At 58.8% G+C, this 18,361-nt stretch carries 16 protein-coding genes; 10 read left to right on the top strand and 6 right to left on the bottom strand.

Going from position 1 to position 18,361, the window contains the following annotated elements:
- Position 1 precedes the first annotated feature (1 nt).
- The 4 genes from AAEZ03_RS19455 (at position 2) to AAEZ03_RS19440 (ending at position 5,146) form a co-directional block, all read left to right on the top strand.
- Positions 2-631: a heme acquisition protein HasA gene (locus AAEZ03_RS19455; protein WP_123752072.1), complete on the top strand. Its 630-nt coding sequence runs from the start codon at positions 2-4 to the stop codon at positions 629-631.
- 113 nt (positions 632-744) lie between these two features.
- Positions 745-2,490: a type I secretion system permease/ATPase gene (locus AAEZ03_RS19450; RefSeq protein ID WP_350580840.1), complete on the top strand. Its 1,746-nt coding sequence runs from the start codon at positions 745-747 to the stop codon at positions 2,488-2,490.
- Positions 2,487-3,815: an HlyD family type I secretion periplasmic adaptor subunit gene (locus tag AAEZ03_RS19445; RefSeq protein WP_350580837.1), complete on the top strand. Its 1,329-nt coding sequence runs from the start codon at positions 2,487-2,489 to the stop codon at positions 3,813-3,815. Before AAEZ03_RS19450 ends, AAEZ03_RS19445 begins: the two co-directional genes overlap by 4 nt.
- On the top strand, positions 3,812-5,146 hold the full coding sequence (locus tag AAEZ03_RS19440; protein ID WP_048367451.1) for a TolC family outer membrane protein: 1,335 nt from the start codon (positions 3,812-3,814) through the stop codon (positions 5,144-5,146). Before AAEZ03_RS19445 ends, AAEZ03_RS19440 begins: the two co-directional genes overlap by 4 nt.
- Positions 5,147-5,218: 72 nt before the next feature.
- Here the strand turns inward: AAEZ03_RS19440 and trmA are convergent, their stop codons facing one another.
- Positions 5,219-6,307, bottom strand: coding sequence for a tRNA (uridine(54)-C5)-methyltransferase TrmA (gene trmA / locus AAEZ03_RS19435; RefSeq protein WP_350580834.1), 1,089 nt, complete (start codon positions 6,305-6,307; stop codon positions 5,219-5,221).
- Positions 6,304-7,599, bottom strand: a complete 1,296-nt coding sequence (locus AAEZ03_RS19430; RefSeq protein WP_048389482.1) for an NCS2 family permease — start codon at positions 7,597-7,599, stop codon at positions 6,304-6,306. Before AAEZ03_RS19430 ends, trmA begins: the two co-directional genes overlap by 4 nt.
- A gap of 210 nt (positions 7,600-7,809) precedes the next feature.
- Here AAEZ03_RS19430 and AAEZ03_RS19425 point away from each other — a divergent pair, with 210 nt between their 5' ends.
- A complete protein-coding gene (locus tag AAEZ03_RS19425) occupies positions 7,810-8,247 on the top strand; it encodes a DUF4879 domain-containing protein (protein ID WP_350580831.1) in 438 nt (145 codons plus the stop codon).
- A 117-nt stretch (positions 8,248-8,364) separates the two neighbouring features.
- On the opposite strand, the gene AAEZ03_RS19420 is transcribed toward AAEZ03_RS19425, so the two are convergent.
- Positions 8,365-9,582 carry an MFS transporter gene (locus AAEZ03_RS19420; protein ID WP_048367447.1) on the bottom strand — a complete coding sequence of 406 codons (1,218 nt, stop codon included), beginning with the start codon at positions 9,580-9,582 and terminating at the stop codon, positions 8,365-8,367.
- A 403-nt stretch (positions 9,583-9,985) separates the two neighbouring features.
- On the opposite strand from AAEZ03_RS19420, the gene AAEZ03_RS19415 reads away from it, so the two are divergent.
- From AAEZ03_RS19415 to AAEZ03_RS19405, 3 genes are read left to right on the top strand one after another with little or no spacing between them, the layout of a single operon-like run.
- Complete coding sequence (locus tag AAEZ03_RS19415; protein WP_350580828.1) at positions 9,986-11,425, top strand: cytochrome ubiquinol oxidase subunit I; 1,440 nt, start codon at positions 9,986-9,988, stop codon at positions 11,423-11,425.
- Positions 11,426-11,428: 3 nt separating this feature from the next.
- Positions 11,429-12,436 carry a cytochrome d ubiquinol oxidase subunit II gene (gene cydB / locus AAEZ03_RS19410; protein ID WP_048389485.1) on the top strand — a complete coding sequence of 336 codons (1,008 nt, stop codon included), beginning with the start codon at positions 11,429-11,431 and terminating at the stop codon, positions 12,434-12,436.
- 57 nt (positions 12,437-12,493) lie between these two features.
- The gene (locus tag AAEZ03_RS19405; protein ID WP_048367442.1) at positions 12,494-12,661 is read left to right on the top strand and encodes a DUF2474 domain-containing protein; all 168 of its coding nucleotides are present in this window, start codon (positions 12,494-12,496) and stop codon (positions 12,659-12,661) included.
- A 116-nt stretch (positions 12,662-12,777) separates the two neighbouring features.
- Here the strand turns inward: AAEZ03_RS19405 and AAEZ03_RS19400 are convergent, their stop codons facing one another.
- Positions 12,778-13,902 carry a methyltransferase gene (locus AAEZ03_RS19400; RefSeq protein WP_350580824.1) on the bottom strand — a complete coding sequence of 375 codons (1,125 nt, stop codon included), beginning with the start codon at positions 13,900-13,902 and terminating at the stop codon, positions 12,778-12,780.
- A gap of 165 nt (positions 13,903-14,067) precedes the next feature.
- A complete protein-coding gene (locus AAEZ03_RS19395) occupies positions 14,068-14,781 on the bottom strand; it encodes a LuxR C-terminal-related transcriptional regulator (protein WP_082158116.1) in 714 nt (237 codons plus the stop codon).
- Positions 14,782-15,155: 374 nt separating this feature from the next.
- Between AAEZ03_RS19395 and AAEZ03_RS19390 the strand changes: the two genes are divergently transcribed.
- Positions 15,156-15,932, top strand: coding sequence for a ferredoxin--NADP reductase (locus AAEZ03_RS19390; protein ID WP_278941554.1), 777 nt, complete (start codon positions 15,156-15,158; stop codon positions 15,930-15,932).
- Positions 15,933-15,997: 65 nt separating this feature from the next.
- Here the strand turns inward: AAEZ03_RS19390 and mscL are convergent, their stop codons facing one another.
- A complete protein-coding gene (gene mscL / locus AAEZ03_RS19385; protein WP_123752080.1) occupies positions 15,998-16,411 on the bottom strand; it encodes a large-conductance mechanosensitive channel protein MscL in 414 nt (137 codons plus the stop codon).
- A gap of 268 nt (positions 16,412-16,679) precedes the next feature.
- Here mscL and katB point away from each other — a divergent pair, with 268 nt between their 5' ends.
- Complete coding sequence (gene katB, locus AAEZ03_RS19380) at positions 16,680-18,221, top strand: catalase KatB (RefSeq protein WP_278941556.1); 1,542 nt, start codon at positions 16,680-16,682, stop codon at positions 18,219-18,221.
- Positions 18,222-18,361: the final 140 nt, after the last annotated feature.

Here is an 18,361-nt window from a genome sequence, read left to right as displayed (position 1 = left end):
GATGGCTATTTCAATTACCTATAACTCTGCATTTGGTGATATTTCCATTCAGGACGTGCTCAGCGTCTGGTCCACTGGTTTCAAAACGGCCGGCCATGGTACGGGCAATACAGGTGGATTTAACACGGGCACGGGTCAGTATGATGGCGAGCAATATGCGACCCACGGTGCCAATGGGTCTCAGTATGCCTACATCGCCGGAAGCGATACGACTGATGGCTTGCATTATGTGTATAACCCGCTTGTTTCACCGGGTGACAACATGAATCACTACCTGTGGGGTGAGTTGGACAGCGTACAACTGGGCACGGATTTGAACGGCGGCAGTGGTAGTCCATTCACACTTGATGATTACTTTGTCTCCTTCAACGGCCTCGACCTGTCCGCTGCCAGCGATGCTGGCCGTGCAGGCAACGCCGTTCAGGACGTGATCTACGGCCTGATGCGCGGCAACGTGGCGGGCCTGGAAGGCGTGCTCAACACCCTGCTGAGCGAGTTCAATCTGAGCACCGATTCGACCTTCGACCAACTGGCGGCTGCCGGTCTGGCGCACGCCGACACCGCGTTTGCGGCTGATATCGGCCTGGTCGGTGTGCAAGACGCTGCCCAAGACTGGGCGCTGGCGGCTTAACACGCTCTCTCAGGCTTGAACCCAATCCTGTGGGAGCGGGCTTGCTCGCGATGATCTCGCTGGCGAGTCAGCTCCCGCAGTTTGATCGGTGATTTTTCCACGGAACCCTCTTCATGACCCGGCCCAAAGCCCACGTCGCCAACGAGATGCTGGCTGCCTTGACGGCCTACAAACGTGCTTTTTTCAACATTGGTCTGTTTTCGGCCGTGATCAATCTACTGATGCTGGCCCCCGCGCTGTACATGTTGCAGGTGTACGACCGGGTGTTGGCGTCGGGCAATGAAATGACCCTGTTGATGCTGACGCTGATGATCCTCGGCCTGTTTGGCCTGATGGGCGCGTTGGAATGGGTGCGCAGCCAGGTGGTGATCCGCCTCGGCACGCAAATGGACATGCGCTTGAATCAGCGGGTCTATGACGCCGCCTTTGAGGCGCAATTAAGCACCGGCAGCCCGGCGGCCGGGCAGGCGTTGAATGACCTGACCAGCCTGCGCCAGTTCGCGACCGGCAATGCGTTGTTCGCGTTTTTCGATGCGCCGTGGTTTCCCGTGTACCTGTGGGTGATCTTTATGTTCAGCCCGTGGTTGGGGCTGCTGGCCCTCGGTGGTGCGGTACTGTTGATGTTGCTGGCGTGGCTTAATCAGCGGATGTCGCAGGGGCCGCTCAAGGCCGCCAGCGAGTTATCGGTTGAGGCCACCCAGCAGGCCAGCGCGCATTTGCGCAATGCCGAAGCGATCGAGGCGATGGGCATGCTAGGGACCTTGCGCGGCCATTGGCTGGCGCAGCACACGGCATTTTTGGCGCAGCAGAACCTGGCCAGTGAAAAAACCGCCAGTGTCGGTGCCTGGTCCAAAGGCGTACGTCTGGCCCTGCAATCACTGGTGCTGGGGCTGGGCGCATTGCTGGCGGTGCAAGGGCAAATCACCGCCGGGATGATGATCGCCGGTTCCATTTTGATGGGCCGGGTGCTGAGCCCTATCGATCAGTTGATTGGTGTGTGGAAGCAATGGACTTCAGCGCGGCTGGCCTATCAACGCCTCGAATCACTGTTGCAGGCGCATCCGGCCCGCCCGCCGCGCATGGCGCTGCCCGTTCCACGGGGCGAGCTGGCGGTCGAGCAACTCAGCGCCAGCGCACCCGGAACGCGGCGTGCCACGTTGAGCAACCTGAGTTTTACCCTGCCCGCCGGGCAGGTGCTCGGTGTGATCGGCCCGTCAGGCTGCGGCAAGTCGACGTTGGCCCGCTTGCTGATTGGGGTCTGGCAGCCGCTGGCTGGCAAGGTTCGATTGGATGGTGCGCAACTGTCGCAATGGGACAAACAGCAACTCGGCCCCCATCTGGGGTATTTGCCTCAGGACATTCAGTTGTTTGCCGGAACCATCGCGCAAAACATCGCCCGCTTTGCCCAAGTTGATGCCGACAAGGTGTTGGCGGCGGCGCAGATGGCAGGTGTGCATTCACTGATTTTGCAAATGCCCGAAGGCTACGACACCCGCCTGGGCGACGGCGGCGCCGGGTTGTCGGGCGGGCAGAAGCAACGTATCGGCCTGGCCCGTGCCTTGTACGGCTTGCCCGCGCTGATCGTGCTCGATGAACCCAACGCCAACCTTGATGAAGCCGGGGAGCAAGCCTTGCTACAGGCCATTGCCCAACTCAAACAGCTCAAGCGCACGCTGATCCTGATCACCCACAAACCCAACGTACTGACCCTCACGGATCATCTGTTGATCCTGCGTGAAGGTCAGCTACAGGCCTATGGCCCCACCGCCAAGGTGCTCGCCGCGCCCAAGCCCGCAGCGCCTAAACCGGCCATGAATGTGAGCTACCGACTGGGCACCGTAGAGGCGAACAAAGCATGAGTGCCGCAAACGCCAGACCGCCCTATGAGGGTAACGTGCTGCAACTGGACGACCGTCGCCATGCGCGCCTGGGTTGGCTGCTGATGCTCGGCGGGTTTCTCGGGTTTCTCGCCTGGGCTGCTTTGGCGCCACTGGACAAAGGCGTCGCGGTGTCGGGCAAGGTCATGGTGTCAGGCAATCGCAAAGTGGTGCAGCATCCCAGTGGCGGGATTGTTGAGCGCATCGACGTGCGTGATGGCGACCGTGTGCAAGCGGGGCAAGTACTGATCCGGCTCAAGGAAACCCCGTTGTTGGGCCAGGCGCAGTCGCTGCGCAGCCAGTTTTATGGCTCGTTGGCCAGCGAGGCCCGGCTCAATGCCGAGGTTGAGGGCGCTGCAAGTGTGAGTTTTCCTGCCGAGCTGATGGCGCTGCACAACGAACCCGAAGTGGCGTCGAACCTGGCGTTGCAACGTCAGTTGTTCGCCAGCCGGCGTCAGGCGTTGCTGCTCGATCAGCAAGGCATCGGCGAGAGCATCGCCGGAGCCGAGGCGCAATTGCGCGGGGTGCGTGACTCGCAAGCCAATAAAGTGCTGCAACGCACGGCATTGGATGAGCAACTGCAAGGCCTGCGCGAGCTGGCCCGCGAAGGGTACATCCCGCGTAATCGCCTGCTGGACAGCGAGCGGGTGTACGCCCAAGTGCTGGGCTCGATCAGCGAAGACTATGGCCGCATCGGGCAATTGCAGCGTCAGGTGCAGGAGATGCGCCTGAAAATTCGCCAACTGACCGAGGAATATCAGAAAGAAGTCCGTACGCAATTGGCGGACACCCGCATACGCAGCGAAGACTTGCGCAACCGCTTGGCGTCGGCCGAGTTTGAACTGGCCAACAGCCAGTTACGCGCGCCGGTGGCGGGGATTGTGGTCGGGCTCGATGTGTTTACCGAAGGCGGGGTGATCCGGCCGGGCCAGGCCCTGATGGAAATCGTCCCGCAGGGCGAACCCTTACTGGTCGAGGCGCGGGTGCCTGTGGAATTGGCCGACAAGGTTCACGCCGGTTTGCCGGTGCAACTGATGTTCTCGGCCTTTAGCCAAAGCACCACGCCACGGGTGGAGGGCGAGGTGACACTGGTGTCGGCAGACCGTCAGGTCGATGAGCGCACCGATGAACCCTATTACACGTTGCGGGCGCAGGTCAGCGCCGAGGGCATGGCGCAACTGGCCGGTTTGCAGATTCGCCCCGGCATGCCGGTCGAGGCCTTTGTGCGCACCGGCGAGCGCTCGATGCTTAATTACCTGTTTAAACCCTTACTGGACCGCACGCACATGGCGTTGGTGGAGGAATGAGTGTGCGTCGATTGTGCCGCGGGGTGTTGATGCTGGGCGCGGTGTTGGCCAGCCCGGTACAGGCATTGGGTTTGCTTGAAGCCTATGACTTGGCGGTGCGCAACGATCCGACCTTTCAGGCGGCGATAGAAGAGCGCGCTGCGGGCCAGGAAAACCGAGCGCTCGGGCGTTCAGCCCTGTTGCCGACGCTGGCCTGGAATTACAGCAACTCGCGCAATGAGTCTGAAGTCACGCAATCGCACACAAAGACCGACCGCGATTACCGCAGCTATGCGGCGACGTTGACCCTGCAGCAACCGCTATTGGACTACGAGGCCTATGCACGCTTTAAACAAGGCGCGGCGCAGGCCTTGCTGGCCGACGAGCGTTTTCGCAGTAAAAGCCAGTATTTGGCGGTGCGGGTTTTAAGTGCCTATAGCCAGGCCTTGTTGGCGCAGGAGCGGATTGAGCTGAGCCGGGCACAGAAACGGGCGTACAGCGAACGCCTGCAACTCAATCAACGGCTGTTAAAAGGCGGAGAGGGCACTCGAACCGATGTGCTTGAAACCCAGGCGCGCCTGAGCCTGGCGGTCGCCCAGGAAATCGAAGCCCAAGACACGCTGGATGCCGCCTTGCACGAGCTGGAGGCCATGCTCGGTGAACCGTTGCAGGTGGAGCAGCTTGACCCGTTATTGCCGCATTTCAGCATTCAGCCGCTGGAGCCGCAGCGCTTTGAAAGCTGGCGCGAACTGGCCCTGGCCAATAACCCGGACCTGGCGTCGCAACAGCACGCCCTGACGTCGGCCGAGTACGAAGTGGAACGCAAGCGGGCCGGGCATTTGCCCAAGCTCAGTGTGTACGCGAGCAGTCGGCAAACCAGTTCGGACTCTGAAAGCACCTACCACCAGAAGTACGACACCAACAGCGTCGGCATCCAGCTCAGCGTGCCGTTGTTTGCCGGGGGCTCGGTGTCGGCATCGACACGCCAGGCGGCGCGGCAACTGTCGCAGGCGCAGTACGAACTGGACGCGCAAACAGCCGCGACGTTGGTGGACTTGCGCAAGCAGTACAACCTCAACAGCAGTGCGGCGGCCAAGGTGCGGGCCTACGAAATGGCCGTGCAGTCAGCCAGTGCGTTGGTCGATGCAACGCGCAAAAGCGTGAGTGGCGGGGAGCGGGTCAATCTGGATGTACTGGATGCCGAGCAGCAACTGTATAGCGCCAAGCGGGATTTGGCCGAGGCTAAGTACGCGTATTTACTGGCGCGGGTGCAACTCAAGTACTACGCGGGCTTATTGAATGACGCGGATTTGTTACAGGTGGCGGGGTATTTTCACGTTCAGAAACCGTAGCGCGCCCATCGCGGGCAAGCCCGCTCCCACAGGGGTTCAACTTGTGGGAGCGGGCTTGCTCGCGATCAGGCTTTAGCGACGAACCAGCAACACGCCCGATTCCATGTGGTGAGTCCACGGGAACTGGTCAAACACGGCGCAACGCTCGATACGGTGCGTGTCGTGCAGTTGGGCGATGTTCTCGGCCAATGTCAGCGGGTTGCACGAGATGTACAGGATGTTGTCGAAGCGGCGGGTCAGTTCGCAGGTGTCCGGGTCCATGCCCGCGCGCGGCGGGTCGACGAAGACGCTGCCGAATTCGTAGCTTTTCAGGTCAATGCCCTGCAAGCGGCGGAACGGGCGGACTTCATTCAGGGCTTCGGTGAGTTCTTCTGCCGACAAACGCACCAGCTTGACGTTATCCACAGCGTTGTCGCAGAGGTTGTTCAAGGCGGCGTTCACCGAGGTCTTGCTGATCTCAGTGGCCAGCACGTTGCGTACGCGAGTCGCCAGCGGCAGGGTGAAGTTGCCGTTGCCGCAGTACAGTTCGAGCAGGTCGTCGGAACGCTCGCCCAATGCTTCGTATGCCCAATTGAGCATTTTCTGGTTAACCGTGCCGTTTGGCTGGGTGAACGCGCCTTCGGGTTGTTGATAAGTGAAGGTGCGGCCCGCAATGTCGAGCTTTTCGACCACGTAATCACGACCAATCACGACGCGCTTGCCCTTGGAGCGGCCAATCACGCTGACGTCGAGGTCTTTGGCCAACTGCTCGGCAGCGTTTTGCCAGTGCTCGTCCAGCGGGCGGTGATAGCACAAGGTAACCATGGCATCACCGGCCAAGGTGGTCTGGAACTCCACCTGGAACAGCTTGTGGCTCAGCGCCGAGCTGGCTTGCCACGCGGCCTTGAGCTGCGGCATCAACTGGTTGATGCGCAGGCTGGCAATCGGGAAGTCTTCGATCAGGATCGGCGTGCGCTTGTCATCCTGGGCGAACATCGCGTAATGGCGCTCGCCACCTTCGCGCCACAGGCGGAACTCGGCGCGCAGGCGAAAGTGCTTCAACGGCGAGTCAAACACCTGCGGCTCAGGCGCATCGAACGGCGCCAGCAAATCGCGCAGTCGTTGGGCCTTGGCCTCAAGTTCCAGGGCGTAGGTAGCAGAATCAAACGGCAAAGCACTCATGCGTTAAACCAACCCAGCTTGACCACAAACAGAATCGACAGAATGATCAGCGGCGCATTCAGCTCGCGAACGCGGCCCGACAGCAACTTGATCACGGTCCAGGAAATAAAGCCGAAGGCGATGCCGCTGGCGATGGAGTAGGTAAACGGCATGGCCAGCGCGGTGATCACCACAGGCGCTGCGACGGTTACGTCTTCCCAGTCGATTTCGGCCAGGCCGCTCATCATCAGCACGGCCACGAACATCAGCGCAGGTGCGGTGGCGAACGCCGGAACGCTGGCCGCCAGTGGCGAGAAGAACAGCGCCAGCAAGAACATGATGCCGACCACGATGGCGGTCAGGCCGGTACGGCCACCGGCGCTCACGCCCGCTGCCGACTCGATGTAGCTGGTGGTGGTCGAGGTGCCCAGCAACGAACCGGCCATGGCCGCGGTGCTGTCAGCGATCAGGGCGCGGCCCATTTTTGGCATGTGGCCGTCTTTGCCCATCAGGCCAGCGCGCTTGGCCACACCGATCAGGGTGCCGGAGTTGTCGAACAGGTCAACGAACAGGAAGGCGAAAATCACGCTGACCAGACCGATGTCCAGTGCGCCTTTGATGTCCAATTGCAGGAAGGTCGGGGCCAGCGAAGGCGGCATCGACATCACGCCACCGAAGTCGGTCACGCCGAGGGCGATGGACGCAACGGTCACCGCCAGAATGCCGATCAGCACCGCACCGCGCACGCGCAGGGCTTCCAGGGCTACGATCAGGGCAAAGCCCAGGGAGGCCAGGATCACTTTTGGCTGAGACAGGTCGCCCATGCCCACCAGGGTAGCCTTGTTGGCCACCACGATACCGGCGTTACCCAGGGCGATCAGCGCCAGGAACAGGCCGATACCGGCAGCAATGGCCGAGCGCAGCGGCAACGGGATGCTGTTGATGATCCATTCGCGGATGCGGAAGATCGACAGCAGGAAGAACAGCACCGCTGAAATAAACACCGCACCCAGCGCCACTTGCCAGGTGTGGCCCATGTGCAGGACCACGGTGTAGGTGAAGAAGGCGTTCAGGCCCATGCCCGGTGCCAGCGCGATCGGATAGTTGGCGATGATGCCCATGATTGCCGAGCCGATGGCGGCTGCCAGGCAGGTCGCGACAAACACCGCGCCTTTGTCCATCCCGGTTTCGCCGAGGATGCTCGGGTTCACGAAGAGGATGTAGGCCATCGCCAGGAAGGTGGTGATACCCGCAAGAATCTCGGTTCGCACAGTGGTGTTGTGTGCTTTGAGTTGAAACAGCCTTTCCAGCATGCCAGTCCCCGTGGCGCCACCGGCGCCGTGATTAAATCGTTTTCAACAGCAAAGCACAGACGCCTGAGGCCTGAGGTTTTTCTGTCTGTCGGAAAAAGCCGCGCATCATACCAGCAGCACGGACGTCTGGCTGCTTTGCTGACTCAACGGCGCGATGTTTTGTAACGTCGAGTGCACAGGCATACTGCGTGCCAGTTATCGGGGGGATCCATGAAGCACACCATCAACGCTTTAATTGCCGGTTGTTGTCTGTTTATAAGCGCCGGGGCGAGCGCCGCGCCGGCGATGCCATTGAGCACCGTAGAAATTCTCAAGGTGGCGTCTAAATCAGGGGCTGTGGAGGATGTGTCGGATGGTCGCGAGCAGACCAAAATGCAGCACCGTGGGCCGCACATCAAAGTGTACGTGCTTGAACGCGGCTACGGCGGCCAGCCCACGGTGACGTTTGACGGCCAGATCATCGATGGCGTGCGCACCCCGGTGTGCAATAAAGGCGAGGGTTTGGTGACCTGCGACGGTGCGGGCACCACCGTGGGTTACGTCTACACCTTCGATTTGGGTAACAACCAGGGCGGCTGGTTCCAGTTCAGTAACACGTCGCTGGTGGCGCCGTTCAAGCGCTTGCAAACGCAGCTGTATATTCGCTAACCCACTATAAAACTGTAGTCGCTGCCGCAGGCTGCGATCGAGCCCGAAGGGGGCGTGCTTTCCAAAAGCGAAGGCCCTTCGGTCCTTATCGCAGCCTGCGGCAGCGACTACACCGCTTTAGTCTTCCACCAGCCGGTCACGCTTGGCCAGACCCGGGAACAGTTTTATCCACAGCCCGGCGATAAACAGCGTGCCCACGCCGCCCAGCACCACGGCCGGTACGGTGCCCAGCCAGTGGGCGGTGGCGCCGGACTCAAACTCGCCAAGCTGGTTGGACGCGCCAATAAACAGGCCGTTGACCGCGCTGACCCGGCCGCGCATTTCATCCGGGGTTTCCAATTGCACGAACGAGGCACGGATAACCATGCTGATCATGTCGGCCGCACCCAGTACCACCAGCACCGCCATCGAGAACCAGAACGAGGTCGACAGCCCGAAAGCGATGGTCGCGACCCCGAATACCCCCACGGCGGTGAACATGGTGCGCCCTACCTTGCGCTCAAACGGGAAGCGCGCCAGCCACAATGACATCAACAAGGCGCCCACCGCCGGGGCCGAACGCAGCATGCCCAGGCCCCACGGCCCGGTCAGCAGAATGTCTTTGGCAAACACCGGCAACAGCGCAGTCGCACCGCCCAGCAACACGGCGAACAGGTCCAGCGAGATGGCCCCGAGGATGTCCGGGCGGCTGCGAATAAAACGAATCCCGGCCAGCAGCGAGTCCATCGTCGCCTTGCCTTTGTTCAGCGCCACTTGGCGGGCCGGCAGGTTGCTCATTAACAGTGCGGCAATCAGGTACAGCACCACGCTGGGGCCATACACCCACACGCTGCCAAACGCATAGAGCAAGCCACCAAACGCCGGGGCCACGATGGTCGCCGATTGCTGGGCGGCCTGTGCTGCGGCCACGGCGCGGGGGAACAATGCCACGGGGACAATGGAGGGCAGCAAAGCCTGGGTGGTGGGCAGCTCAAATGAGCGGGCAGCACCGAGTAAAAACGCCAGGATAAAGATCATTTCACGGGTGATGCTGCCGCTCAGGCTGCTGATCGCCAGGGTCAGGGCAATCATCGCTTGCAGCGACTGGCACAGCGCGGCCACCCGGCGGCGGTCATAGCGGTCGGCCACATGCCCGGTGTGCAACATAAACAGCACGCGAGGCGCGAACTCGATCAGCCCCACCCAGCCCAGGTCCATCACATTGCCGGTCAACTGGTAGAGGTTCCAGCCAATGGCCACCGTCAGCATCTGGAAGGCGCTGGCGGTGAAGATGCGGGCAAACCAAAAGGCCACAAAAGGCCGGTGATGACGTAACAGAAGCGGCTGGCTGGTCATTGAAAGGTCGTGGCAGAGGGCAGGGGACGTCGAGATTATCATTTTTCTGTAACAAATAATGACTCGCGCAGATGCTTTGCGAAAACCGCCCAACGGTCATGCCAAAAAACGCATGCGGCTATTACACGCACTTCCTGCAACTGTCTATTTCAGGGCCTGGGACAACCTGTCACGCGACAACCAGCCACATTAGCCACACGCCAAGAATGGACTACTCTTTCAGCAATGTTTGATCCAGGTCAAAGCCCGCAAGGGTTTTACTGGAATGGCCAGACGGCCAGATTCCCTTGCGTGGTGGTCAGCAGTGCGAGCGCAGATTCGCAAAGGCCATTGCTCGTGGGGCTGTTGGACACCGGCGTCCTGTCGGTGCCCTGACAACCTGATACCTGATAGAGGAAGACTTATGTTCGGTTTGGAGGCTCTCGATCTCGCCCGAATTCAGTTCGCGTTCACCGTATCGTTCCACATTCTATTTCCCGCCATCACCATCGGTCTCGCCAGTTATCTCATGGTGCTCGAAGGCATGTGGCTGAAAACCCGTGACGATACGTACCGCGACCTGTACCACTTTTGGTCGAAGATTTTTGCAGTCAACTTTGGCATGGGCGTGGTGTCTGGCCTAGTCATGGCGTACCAGTTCGGGACCAACTGGTCGCGGTTCTCGGACTTCGCAGGGGCCGTTACAGGGCCATTGCTGACCTATGAAGTGCTTACCGCCTTCTTCCTTGAGGCCGGTTTTCTGGGCGTCATGCTGTTTGGCTGGAACCGCGTGGGTCGCGGCATGCACTTCTTCTCCACCATCATGGTGGCGGTCGGCACGCTGATTTCGACCTTCTGGATCCTGGCCTCCAACAGCTGGATGCAAACCCCGCAGGGTTTCGAAATCATTGATGGCCGGGTGATCCCGGTGGATTGGCTGGCGGTGATCTTCAACCCGTCGTTCCCTTACCGCCTGGCGCACATGGCCACGGCCGCCTTTGTGGCCACCGCCTTCTTTGTCGGCGCCTCGGCTGCCTGGCACCTGTTGCGCGGGCGTAGTACGCCGGCCATTCGCCGCATGTTCTCGATGGCGATGTGGATGGCCCTGGTGGTTGCCCCCATTCAGGCGTTTATCGGTGATGCCCACGGGTTGAACACGCTGAAATATCAGCCGGTAAAAATCGCTGCGATCGAAGGGCACTGGGAAAACAAGCCCGGTGAACCTACGCCGCTGATCCTGTTCGGCATCCCGAACATGAAAACCGAAACCACCGACTACAAGATCGAAGTGCCGTACCTGGGCAGTTTGATCCTGACCCATAGCCTGGACAAACAAATCCCGGCGATGAAGGACTTCCCGGCGGCTGACCGTCCTAACTCCACCATCGTGTTCTTCACGTTCCGCATCATGGTGGCGCTGGGCATGCTGATGATCGTCATCGGCCTGTGGAGCGTGTGGCTGCGCAAACGCGGCACGCTGTATGAAAACCGCTGGTTCTTGAAGCTGGTGCTGTGGATGGGGCCGTCGGGTCTGATCGCCATCCTTGCAGGTTGGTTCACCACCGAAGTCGGCCGTCAGCCGTGGGTGGTCTACGGGTTGATGCGCACCGCCGATGCGTCGTCCAACCACAGCGTGACGCAAATGAGCATCACCCTGATCATGTTTGTGCTGGTGTACTTCTCGCTGTTCGGCGTCGGTATTGGCTACATGATGCGTCTGGTGCGTAAAGGCCCGATTGCCCACGAGGGTGATGGTCAGCCTTCAGGTGGCCCAGGTCAGCAACGCACGCCTGCCCGTCCTTTGTCGGCTGCCGTTGAAGGCACCGAAGAAGGTTACAGCGACAGCCTGAAGAAGGGGAACTGAGTCATGGGTATTGATCTGCCACTTATCTGGGCAATCATCATCATCTTTGGCGTCATGATGTACGTGGTCATGGATGGCTTCGATCTCGGGATCGGCATCCTCTTCCCCTTTATCAAAGGCGAGAAAGACCGTGATGTGATGATGAACACCGTTGCCCCCGTCTGGGACGGTAACGAAACCTGGCTGGTACTGGGCGGTGCGGCGCTGTTTGGCGCCTTCCCGCTGGCTTACTCGGTGGTGCTGTCGGCGCTGTACCTGCCACTGATCCTGATGCTGGTCGGCTTGATCTTCCGCGGTGTGGCCTTTGAGTTTCGCTTCAAGGCCACGGCTGACAAGCGCCACATCTGGGACAAGGCGTTCATTTGGGGTTCGATCATCGCGACCTTCTTCCAGGGCGTGGCGCTGGGGGCCTTTATTGAAGGGATCCCGGTGGTCAACCGTGAATACGCCGGTGGCGGGCTGGACTGGTTGTCACCGTTCAGCCTGTTCTGCGGCCTCGGCTTGATCGTGGCCTACGCCTTGCTCGGCTGCACCTGGTTGATCATGAAAACCGAAGGCCCGCTGCAAGAGCGCATGCACAACCTGGGGCGGCCATTGGCAATTGCCCTGCTGGTGGTGATGGGCGTTGTCAGCCTGTGGACGCCGCTGGCGCACACAGACATTGCCGCGCGCTGGTTCACCTTGCCGAACCTGTTCTGGTTCTTGCCGGTGCCGATTCTGGTGCTGGTGACCATGTACGGGCTGTTTAAGGCGATTGCGCGCAATGCCCACTACACGCCGTTCCTGCTGACCCTGCTGCTGATCTTTCTGGGTTACAGCGGTTTGGGCATCAGCTTGTGGCCGAACATCATCCCGCCGTCGATTTCGATCTGGGAGGCCGCTGCACCGCCGCAAAGCCAGGGCTTTATGCTGGTGGGCACCTTGTTCATCCTGCCGTTTATCCTGGGTTACACCTACTGGAGCTACTACGTGTTCCGCGGCAAAGTCACTCACGAAGACGGTTACCACTAGTTGCAAGTGCCGCTGCGCCCCACCGGGCGCAGCCTTTTCTCAGAGGAGTGCCTGAACATGGCTGGCAAAGATTATTTAAACGACGTGCAAGCGTGTGAGAAAAAGCCGCTGTGGCAACGCATTGGTTGGTTGGTGTTGATCTGGACCGCCAGCGTGGCCAGCTTGGCCGTATTTGCCATGCTGATCCGCCTGTTCATGACCGCAGCGGGCATGAAAAGCCATTGACGTCCAAATCTGTAGCCGCTGCCGCAGGCTGCGATAAGGCCCGCAGGGCCTTCAAAAAGCGTGGGTCGCTGCGCAACCCTTCGCAGCCTGCGGCAGCGGCTACAGGAGGTTTACAGTTATTTACGCGCCTTGAGGATGACGAATTTAGGCGTGGCAGCCACTTGCTCAACCCCTCGAAACAACTTGGCCAGCTTGCTGTGATAGCCCAAGTGGCGATTGCCCACGATGTACAGCGCGCCACCGACCACCAGCGCCTCACGGGCTTGCTGGAACATGCGCCAGGCCAAAAAGTCGCCGACCACTTGTTGCTGGTGAAACGGCGGATTGCACAACACCACGTCCAATGAGTTCGGCGCCTGCCCCGCCAGGCCGTCGCCTGCACGTACCGTCACGTCACGATCGCCCAGCGCCGCCTGCCAGTTCTCCTGTGCCGATTGCACCGCCATAAACGATTCATCGACCAGCGTGTAGTGCGCCTGTGGGTTGCTCAGGGCGCTGGCGATGGCCAGCACGCCATTCCCGCAGCCCAAGTCGGCCACACGGGCCGAGCCCAGGTTGGTCGGCAGGTGTGGCAAAAACGCTCGCGTGCCAATATCCAGCCCTTCACGGCAGAACACGTTGGCGTGGTTGAGCAACTCGATAGCAGGCTTGTCCAGCGCGTAACGTGAAGGGTAGGGCGAGGTAAACGGCCCCAGGCCCTGTGCCGTCGCCACCAGCAAGCGGGCTTTTTTGACCGCCAGCGAGGCCTGCACCGGGCCGATATAGCGCTCCAGCAGATCCCCTGCCGCACGTGGCAAGTGTTTGATCATCGCACCGGCAATCACCTGTGCGCCTGGAGCCAACTGGCCTTGCAGGCGAATCAGTTGTTCTTCCAGCAACGCCAGGGTTTTTGGCACCCGCACCAGTACGCAGTCGAAGGGGCCTGCCAGTGGCTGGCTGGCGGGGATGATCGAGACCGCATCAAATGCGTGGCCGTTGCGCACCAGATTCTTTTCCAGGCCTTGAATGGCCAGGAACGAGTCACTGCTGCTGGTAACCTGCATCGTACTGACCAGGCTGACGGCCAAGGCCCCAAAACTGTCGTTGAGCACCAATATCCGGCTGTTGGCCGGCAGCGCCAATTCGGCCACGTGGTTGAGCAAATACTCATCCGCAGCATCGAAGGCCTGAAGTGGCTCATTCTGTTGTTCAGGCTGACGGATCAAGTGGAGTTGGGCGAAAGGACTTTCGAGCGCAGGCATCTATACAAACTCTGGGGCATCGACAACGGCTTGAATTGAGCTCAAAGGCATTCAAGCAGCCATGGAGGCCGTGGCATTTTCAGGTGCTGGCGATTTTACGTTTTTTTACCGGAGATTGCCCGACGCTTTTGGTCGGGGTGCCGGTTGCTCAGGTGTGACGGTGCATCAAAGAAGACCGCATTTGGCCGCGATCACCACGGCAGACGTCTTGTTGGTGGCGCCCATTTTTCGCATCGCGCTGCTGATGTGAAAATTTACGGTTCGCGGCGTCAGATTCAGGATCATGGCAATGTCAGACGCCGTTTTGCCTTGGGCGGTCCATTTCAGGATCTCTGACTCGCGCGTAGACAGATGATTGCCGGGATCATTTAGGCGCATGTTCAAAAAGAATTTTTCGTACATCGCGGTGTGCAACTGGTGGCATAGCCATAGCAAGTCGCCCACTTTTTCATCGAACTCCTGGGTTGAAACAGGCGAGTGCCGTCGGGTCAGGCTCAGAATGCTCACCGTCCCTTTGGCGTCGTGAGCCGACAGCGACCAACCATAATTGAGCCCATATGACTGCGATACGTCCTTGAGTTCAGGTGTTTCACTGAATAAATGCTGGTCCCATACCAGTGGATCAATGGACTTTTTGAAGTGGTTTTCAATTGGGTTTTTATGGGTAATACAGCACGCGTCAAAAGTATCTATAAATTCGGTTGGGTGATTAGTCAGTATTTTTCTATCTATTTGAAGGCTTCTTTGTTGTGGGGCCATTCTGAACAAAAAGCTATCAAATCCGCATAGTTCAATTCGATTGCGTGCATAAGTGAGTAAAGTGGATTCACCCTTTTGGGTAAGTTCTTGTTTTGTATAAAAACGATTGGCAGTGCCCATAATGCGTGGGGCTCCCAGAAGGTGGATCCAATGTGGAATTTAATAGTAGTTCATAATTCTCAAGAATATGTAGGAATTTTCTCGATCTATTTTAAGAGTAATTGCTCTAGTGTTTTAAGTCTCTGAGGATTTAACGTTTTTTTTACGCTTGTTATCGATTTGTCTTTTTGGCGCCATTTTTTGGTTGAGGCTTAGTGTTGCAAGCAATGTTTAAAGTTGACAGTGCTAAACATCATTAACAACTCGTTACACATTTCTGTACGAGTGCGAAACCCTCCCTGTTTCTCCTATGAATTCAAAGCCATCACAAACAGTCGGTGTTCCTCCCTGCGTGTTTGCGCGACACTAGGGCCATCAGCCCAATGGAGCGCATCATGACCGCCAGCGCAGAAAAATTCACCCGCCAGACGCTGCTCGATGTTAAACCCCTCACCCCCAACCTGTTTACCTTGCGCACCACCCGCGACCAAGGGTTTCGCTTTCGCGCAGGGCAGTTTGCAAGGCTGGGCGTGACCAAGGCCGACGGCAGTACGGTGTGGCGCGCCTACTCCATGGTGTCTTCCCCGTATGACGAGTTTTTGGAGTTCTTTTCAATCGTGGTGCCGGGGGGGGAGTTCACCAGCGAGCTGAGCCGCTTACAGGTGGGCGATACCTTGCTGGTAGACCGCCAGGCCTTTGGTTACCTGACTCTGGACCGTTTTGTCGATGGCCGGGACCTGTGGTTGCTGGCAACAGGAACCGGTATCGCACCGTTCGTCTCGATCCTGCAAGACTTTGAAGTATGGGAAAAATTTGAACGCATCGTATTGGTTTACAGCGCCCGGGAAGCACGTGAACTGGCGTATCAGGATTTAATCGCTGAACTGGGAAAGCGTGATTATCTCGTCGAATACGCACACAAACTGACCTACATACCGATAGTGACCCGTGAACAAATGGCGGGTGCGTTAAACGGGCGTATAACAACGCTGATTGAAAACGGTGAGCTTGAGCGTGCGGCGGGCATTGAACTAACACCCGAGCACTCGCGGGTGATGTTGTGCGGTAATCCACAAATGATTGATGACACGCGTAAGTTATTGAAAGCACGCAATCTGCAACTAAGCCTTTCGCGTCGTCCCGGGCAAGTTGCGGTAGAGAACTATTGGTAGGTCAACTAAACAAGGTCTTTAATAAACAACGGCGCCTCTAAGCGCCGTTGTTTAAGCCCGGGCCTCTATGGCCGGTTCTTTTGTTCTTTGAGCAGGTCGCGGATCTCACCCAGCAGTTCTTCTTCTTTAGAAGGCAGTGGCGGGGTGCTTGGGGCGACTTCTTCTTGACGGCGCAGGCGGTTGATCGCCTTAACACCCAAAAAGATAGCAAACGCCACAATCAGAAAGTCGATGACGGTCTGAATGAATTTTCCATAAGCCAATACCACCGCTGGGGCGTCACCGGCCGCCGCTTTGAGCGTAATGGCCAGGTCCGAGAAGTCCACGCCGCCAATCAACAGCCCCAAAGGCGGCATGACCACATCGCCGACGAAGGATGAAACGATTTTGCCGAACGCAGCGCCGATGATGATGCCCACGGCCATATCGACCACGTTCCCTTTGACCGCGAAGGCCTTGAACTCACTTAAGACGCTCATTGGTTATTCCTTGTTACAGATGAGGTTGGTAGATGCAGTGTAAATCAGCCTTGCGCATCTCGCCTGCCAGGCCACTTGCAATCTCATGGGTTGACCCGCAGGCGGCGTATAAGTTTAAACGTTTCAGCGCTTAACGCCTTTAGCGTCTTCAAGCCAGCCTTTTTTCTTAATGGGGCAGTTCAGGCCTTTCAATTTAGAGAACCCCACCCGCGCCTCTAACCTTTGCGCAACGTAGTGACTACGTAGCTAATAACCAGAGGACACGTGCATGACCACCCCTTTCGGCCTTGGGCCCCGTACCCAACGACGCCTGCTTAGTGCGTTGAGCATCAGCCTGCTATCGGTTTCCGTTCACGCCGCTACCTTGACCCGCGATAACGGCGCGGCGGTGGGTGATAACCAAAACTCACAAACGGCCGGCGCCAATGGCCCCGTGTTGCTGCAAGACGTACAACTGCTGCAAAAGCTGCAGCGCTTTGACCGCGAGCGTATCCCTGAACGTGTGGTGCATGCCCGCGGCACCGGCGCCCACGGCAGCTTCACCGTGACCAACGACCTCAGTGACCTGACCAAAGCCCGGGTGTTTGCAGCCGGCGAAACCACGCCTGTGTTTGTGCGCTTCTCGGCGGTGGTTCATGGCAACCACTCCCCGGAAACCCTGCGTGACCCGCGTGGCTTTGCCACCAAGTTCTATACCGCAGACGGCAACTGGGACCTGGTGGGCAACAACTTCCCGACGTTCTTTATTCGTGATGCGATCAAGTTCCCGGACATGGTGCACGCGTTTAAGCCCGACCCGCGCACCAACCTTGACGATGACTCGCGGCGCTTTGATTTCTTCTCTCATGTGCCTGAAGCCACGCGCACCCTGACCGAGCTGTACTCCGACTCGGGCACCCCGGCCAGCTATCGCGAAATGGACGGTAATGGTGTGCACGCCTACAAACTGGTGAATGCCAAGGGCGAAGTGCACTACGTGAAGTTCCACTGGAAGAGCCTGCAAGGCATTCACAACCTCGACCCTAAAGAAGTCACCCAGGTGCAGGGCCGTGACTACAGCCACATGACCCACGACCTGGTGACACATATCAACCAGGGCGACTTCCCCAAGTGGGATCTGTACGTGCAAGTGCTCAATCCTGAAGACTTGAAGTCGTTCGACTTTGACCCGCTGGACGCGACCAAAATCTGGCCGAACGTGCCAGAGCGCAAAGTCGGCCAAATGGTGCTGAACCGTAACCCGGCCAACGTCTTCCAGGAGACCGAGCAAGTGGCCATGGCGCCGGCCAACCTGGTGCCAGGCATCGAACCGTCTGAAGACCGTTTGCTGCAAGGTCGGGTGTTCTCCTACGCCGATACGCAGATGTACCGTTTGGGCGCCAACGCCCTGCAATTGCCGATCAACGCCCCACGGGTGACGGTCAACAACGGCAATCAGGACGGCGCCATGAACACCGGTCATAGCACCTCGGGCGTGAACTACCAGCCAAGCCGACTGGAGCCGCGTGAAGAGCCACAAACCGCGCGTTACAGCGAAATGCCGCTGTCGGGTACGACCCAGCAGGCGAAGATTCAGCGTGAGCAGAACTTCAAACAGGCAGGCGATCTTTACCGTTCATACAGCAAGAAAGAGCGTCAGGACCTGATTGAAAACTTCGGCGGCTCGTTGGCCACCACCGATGACGTCAGCAAGCACATCATCCTGTCGTTCCTTTATAAGGCCGACCCGGAGTACGGCACCGGCGTGACCAAAGTGGCCAAAGGCGACCTGGCACGGGTCAAGGCATTGGCGGCCAAGCTGGTGGATTAACCTTCGCCGGTCGTTGTAGGAGCGAGCTCGCCTCGCGATCTTTTAAAGATCAAAAGATCGCGAGCAAGCTCGCTTGTGTCTTCGTTGGAGTTAAGGTGTTAGGTGAGAGGGGTGGACGGCAAGCTGCTAGCTCGCGGTGC

Origin of the sequence: Pseudomonas sp. HY2-MNA-CIBAN-0224, from assembly GCF_040310285.1 — a bacterium.
Lineage (GTDB): Bacteria > Pseudomonadota > Gammaproteobacteria > Pseudomonadales > Pseudomonadaceae > Aquipseudomonas > Aquipseudomonas helleri.
Note: the sequence above shows the minus strand (reverse complement) of the source record. Positions and strands in the feature narration are given on the sequence as shown.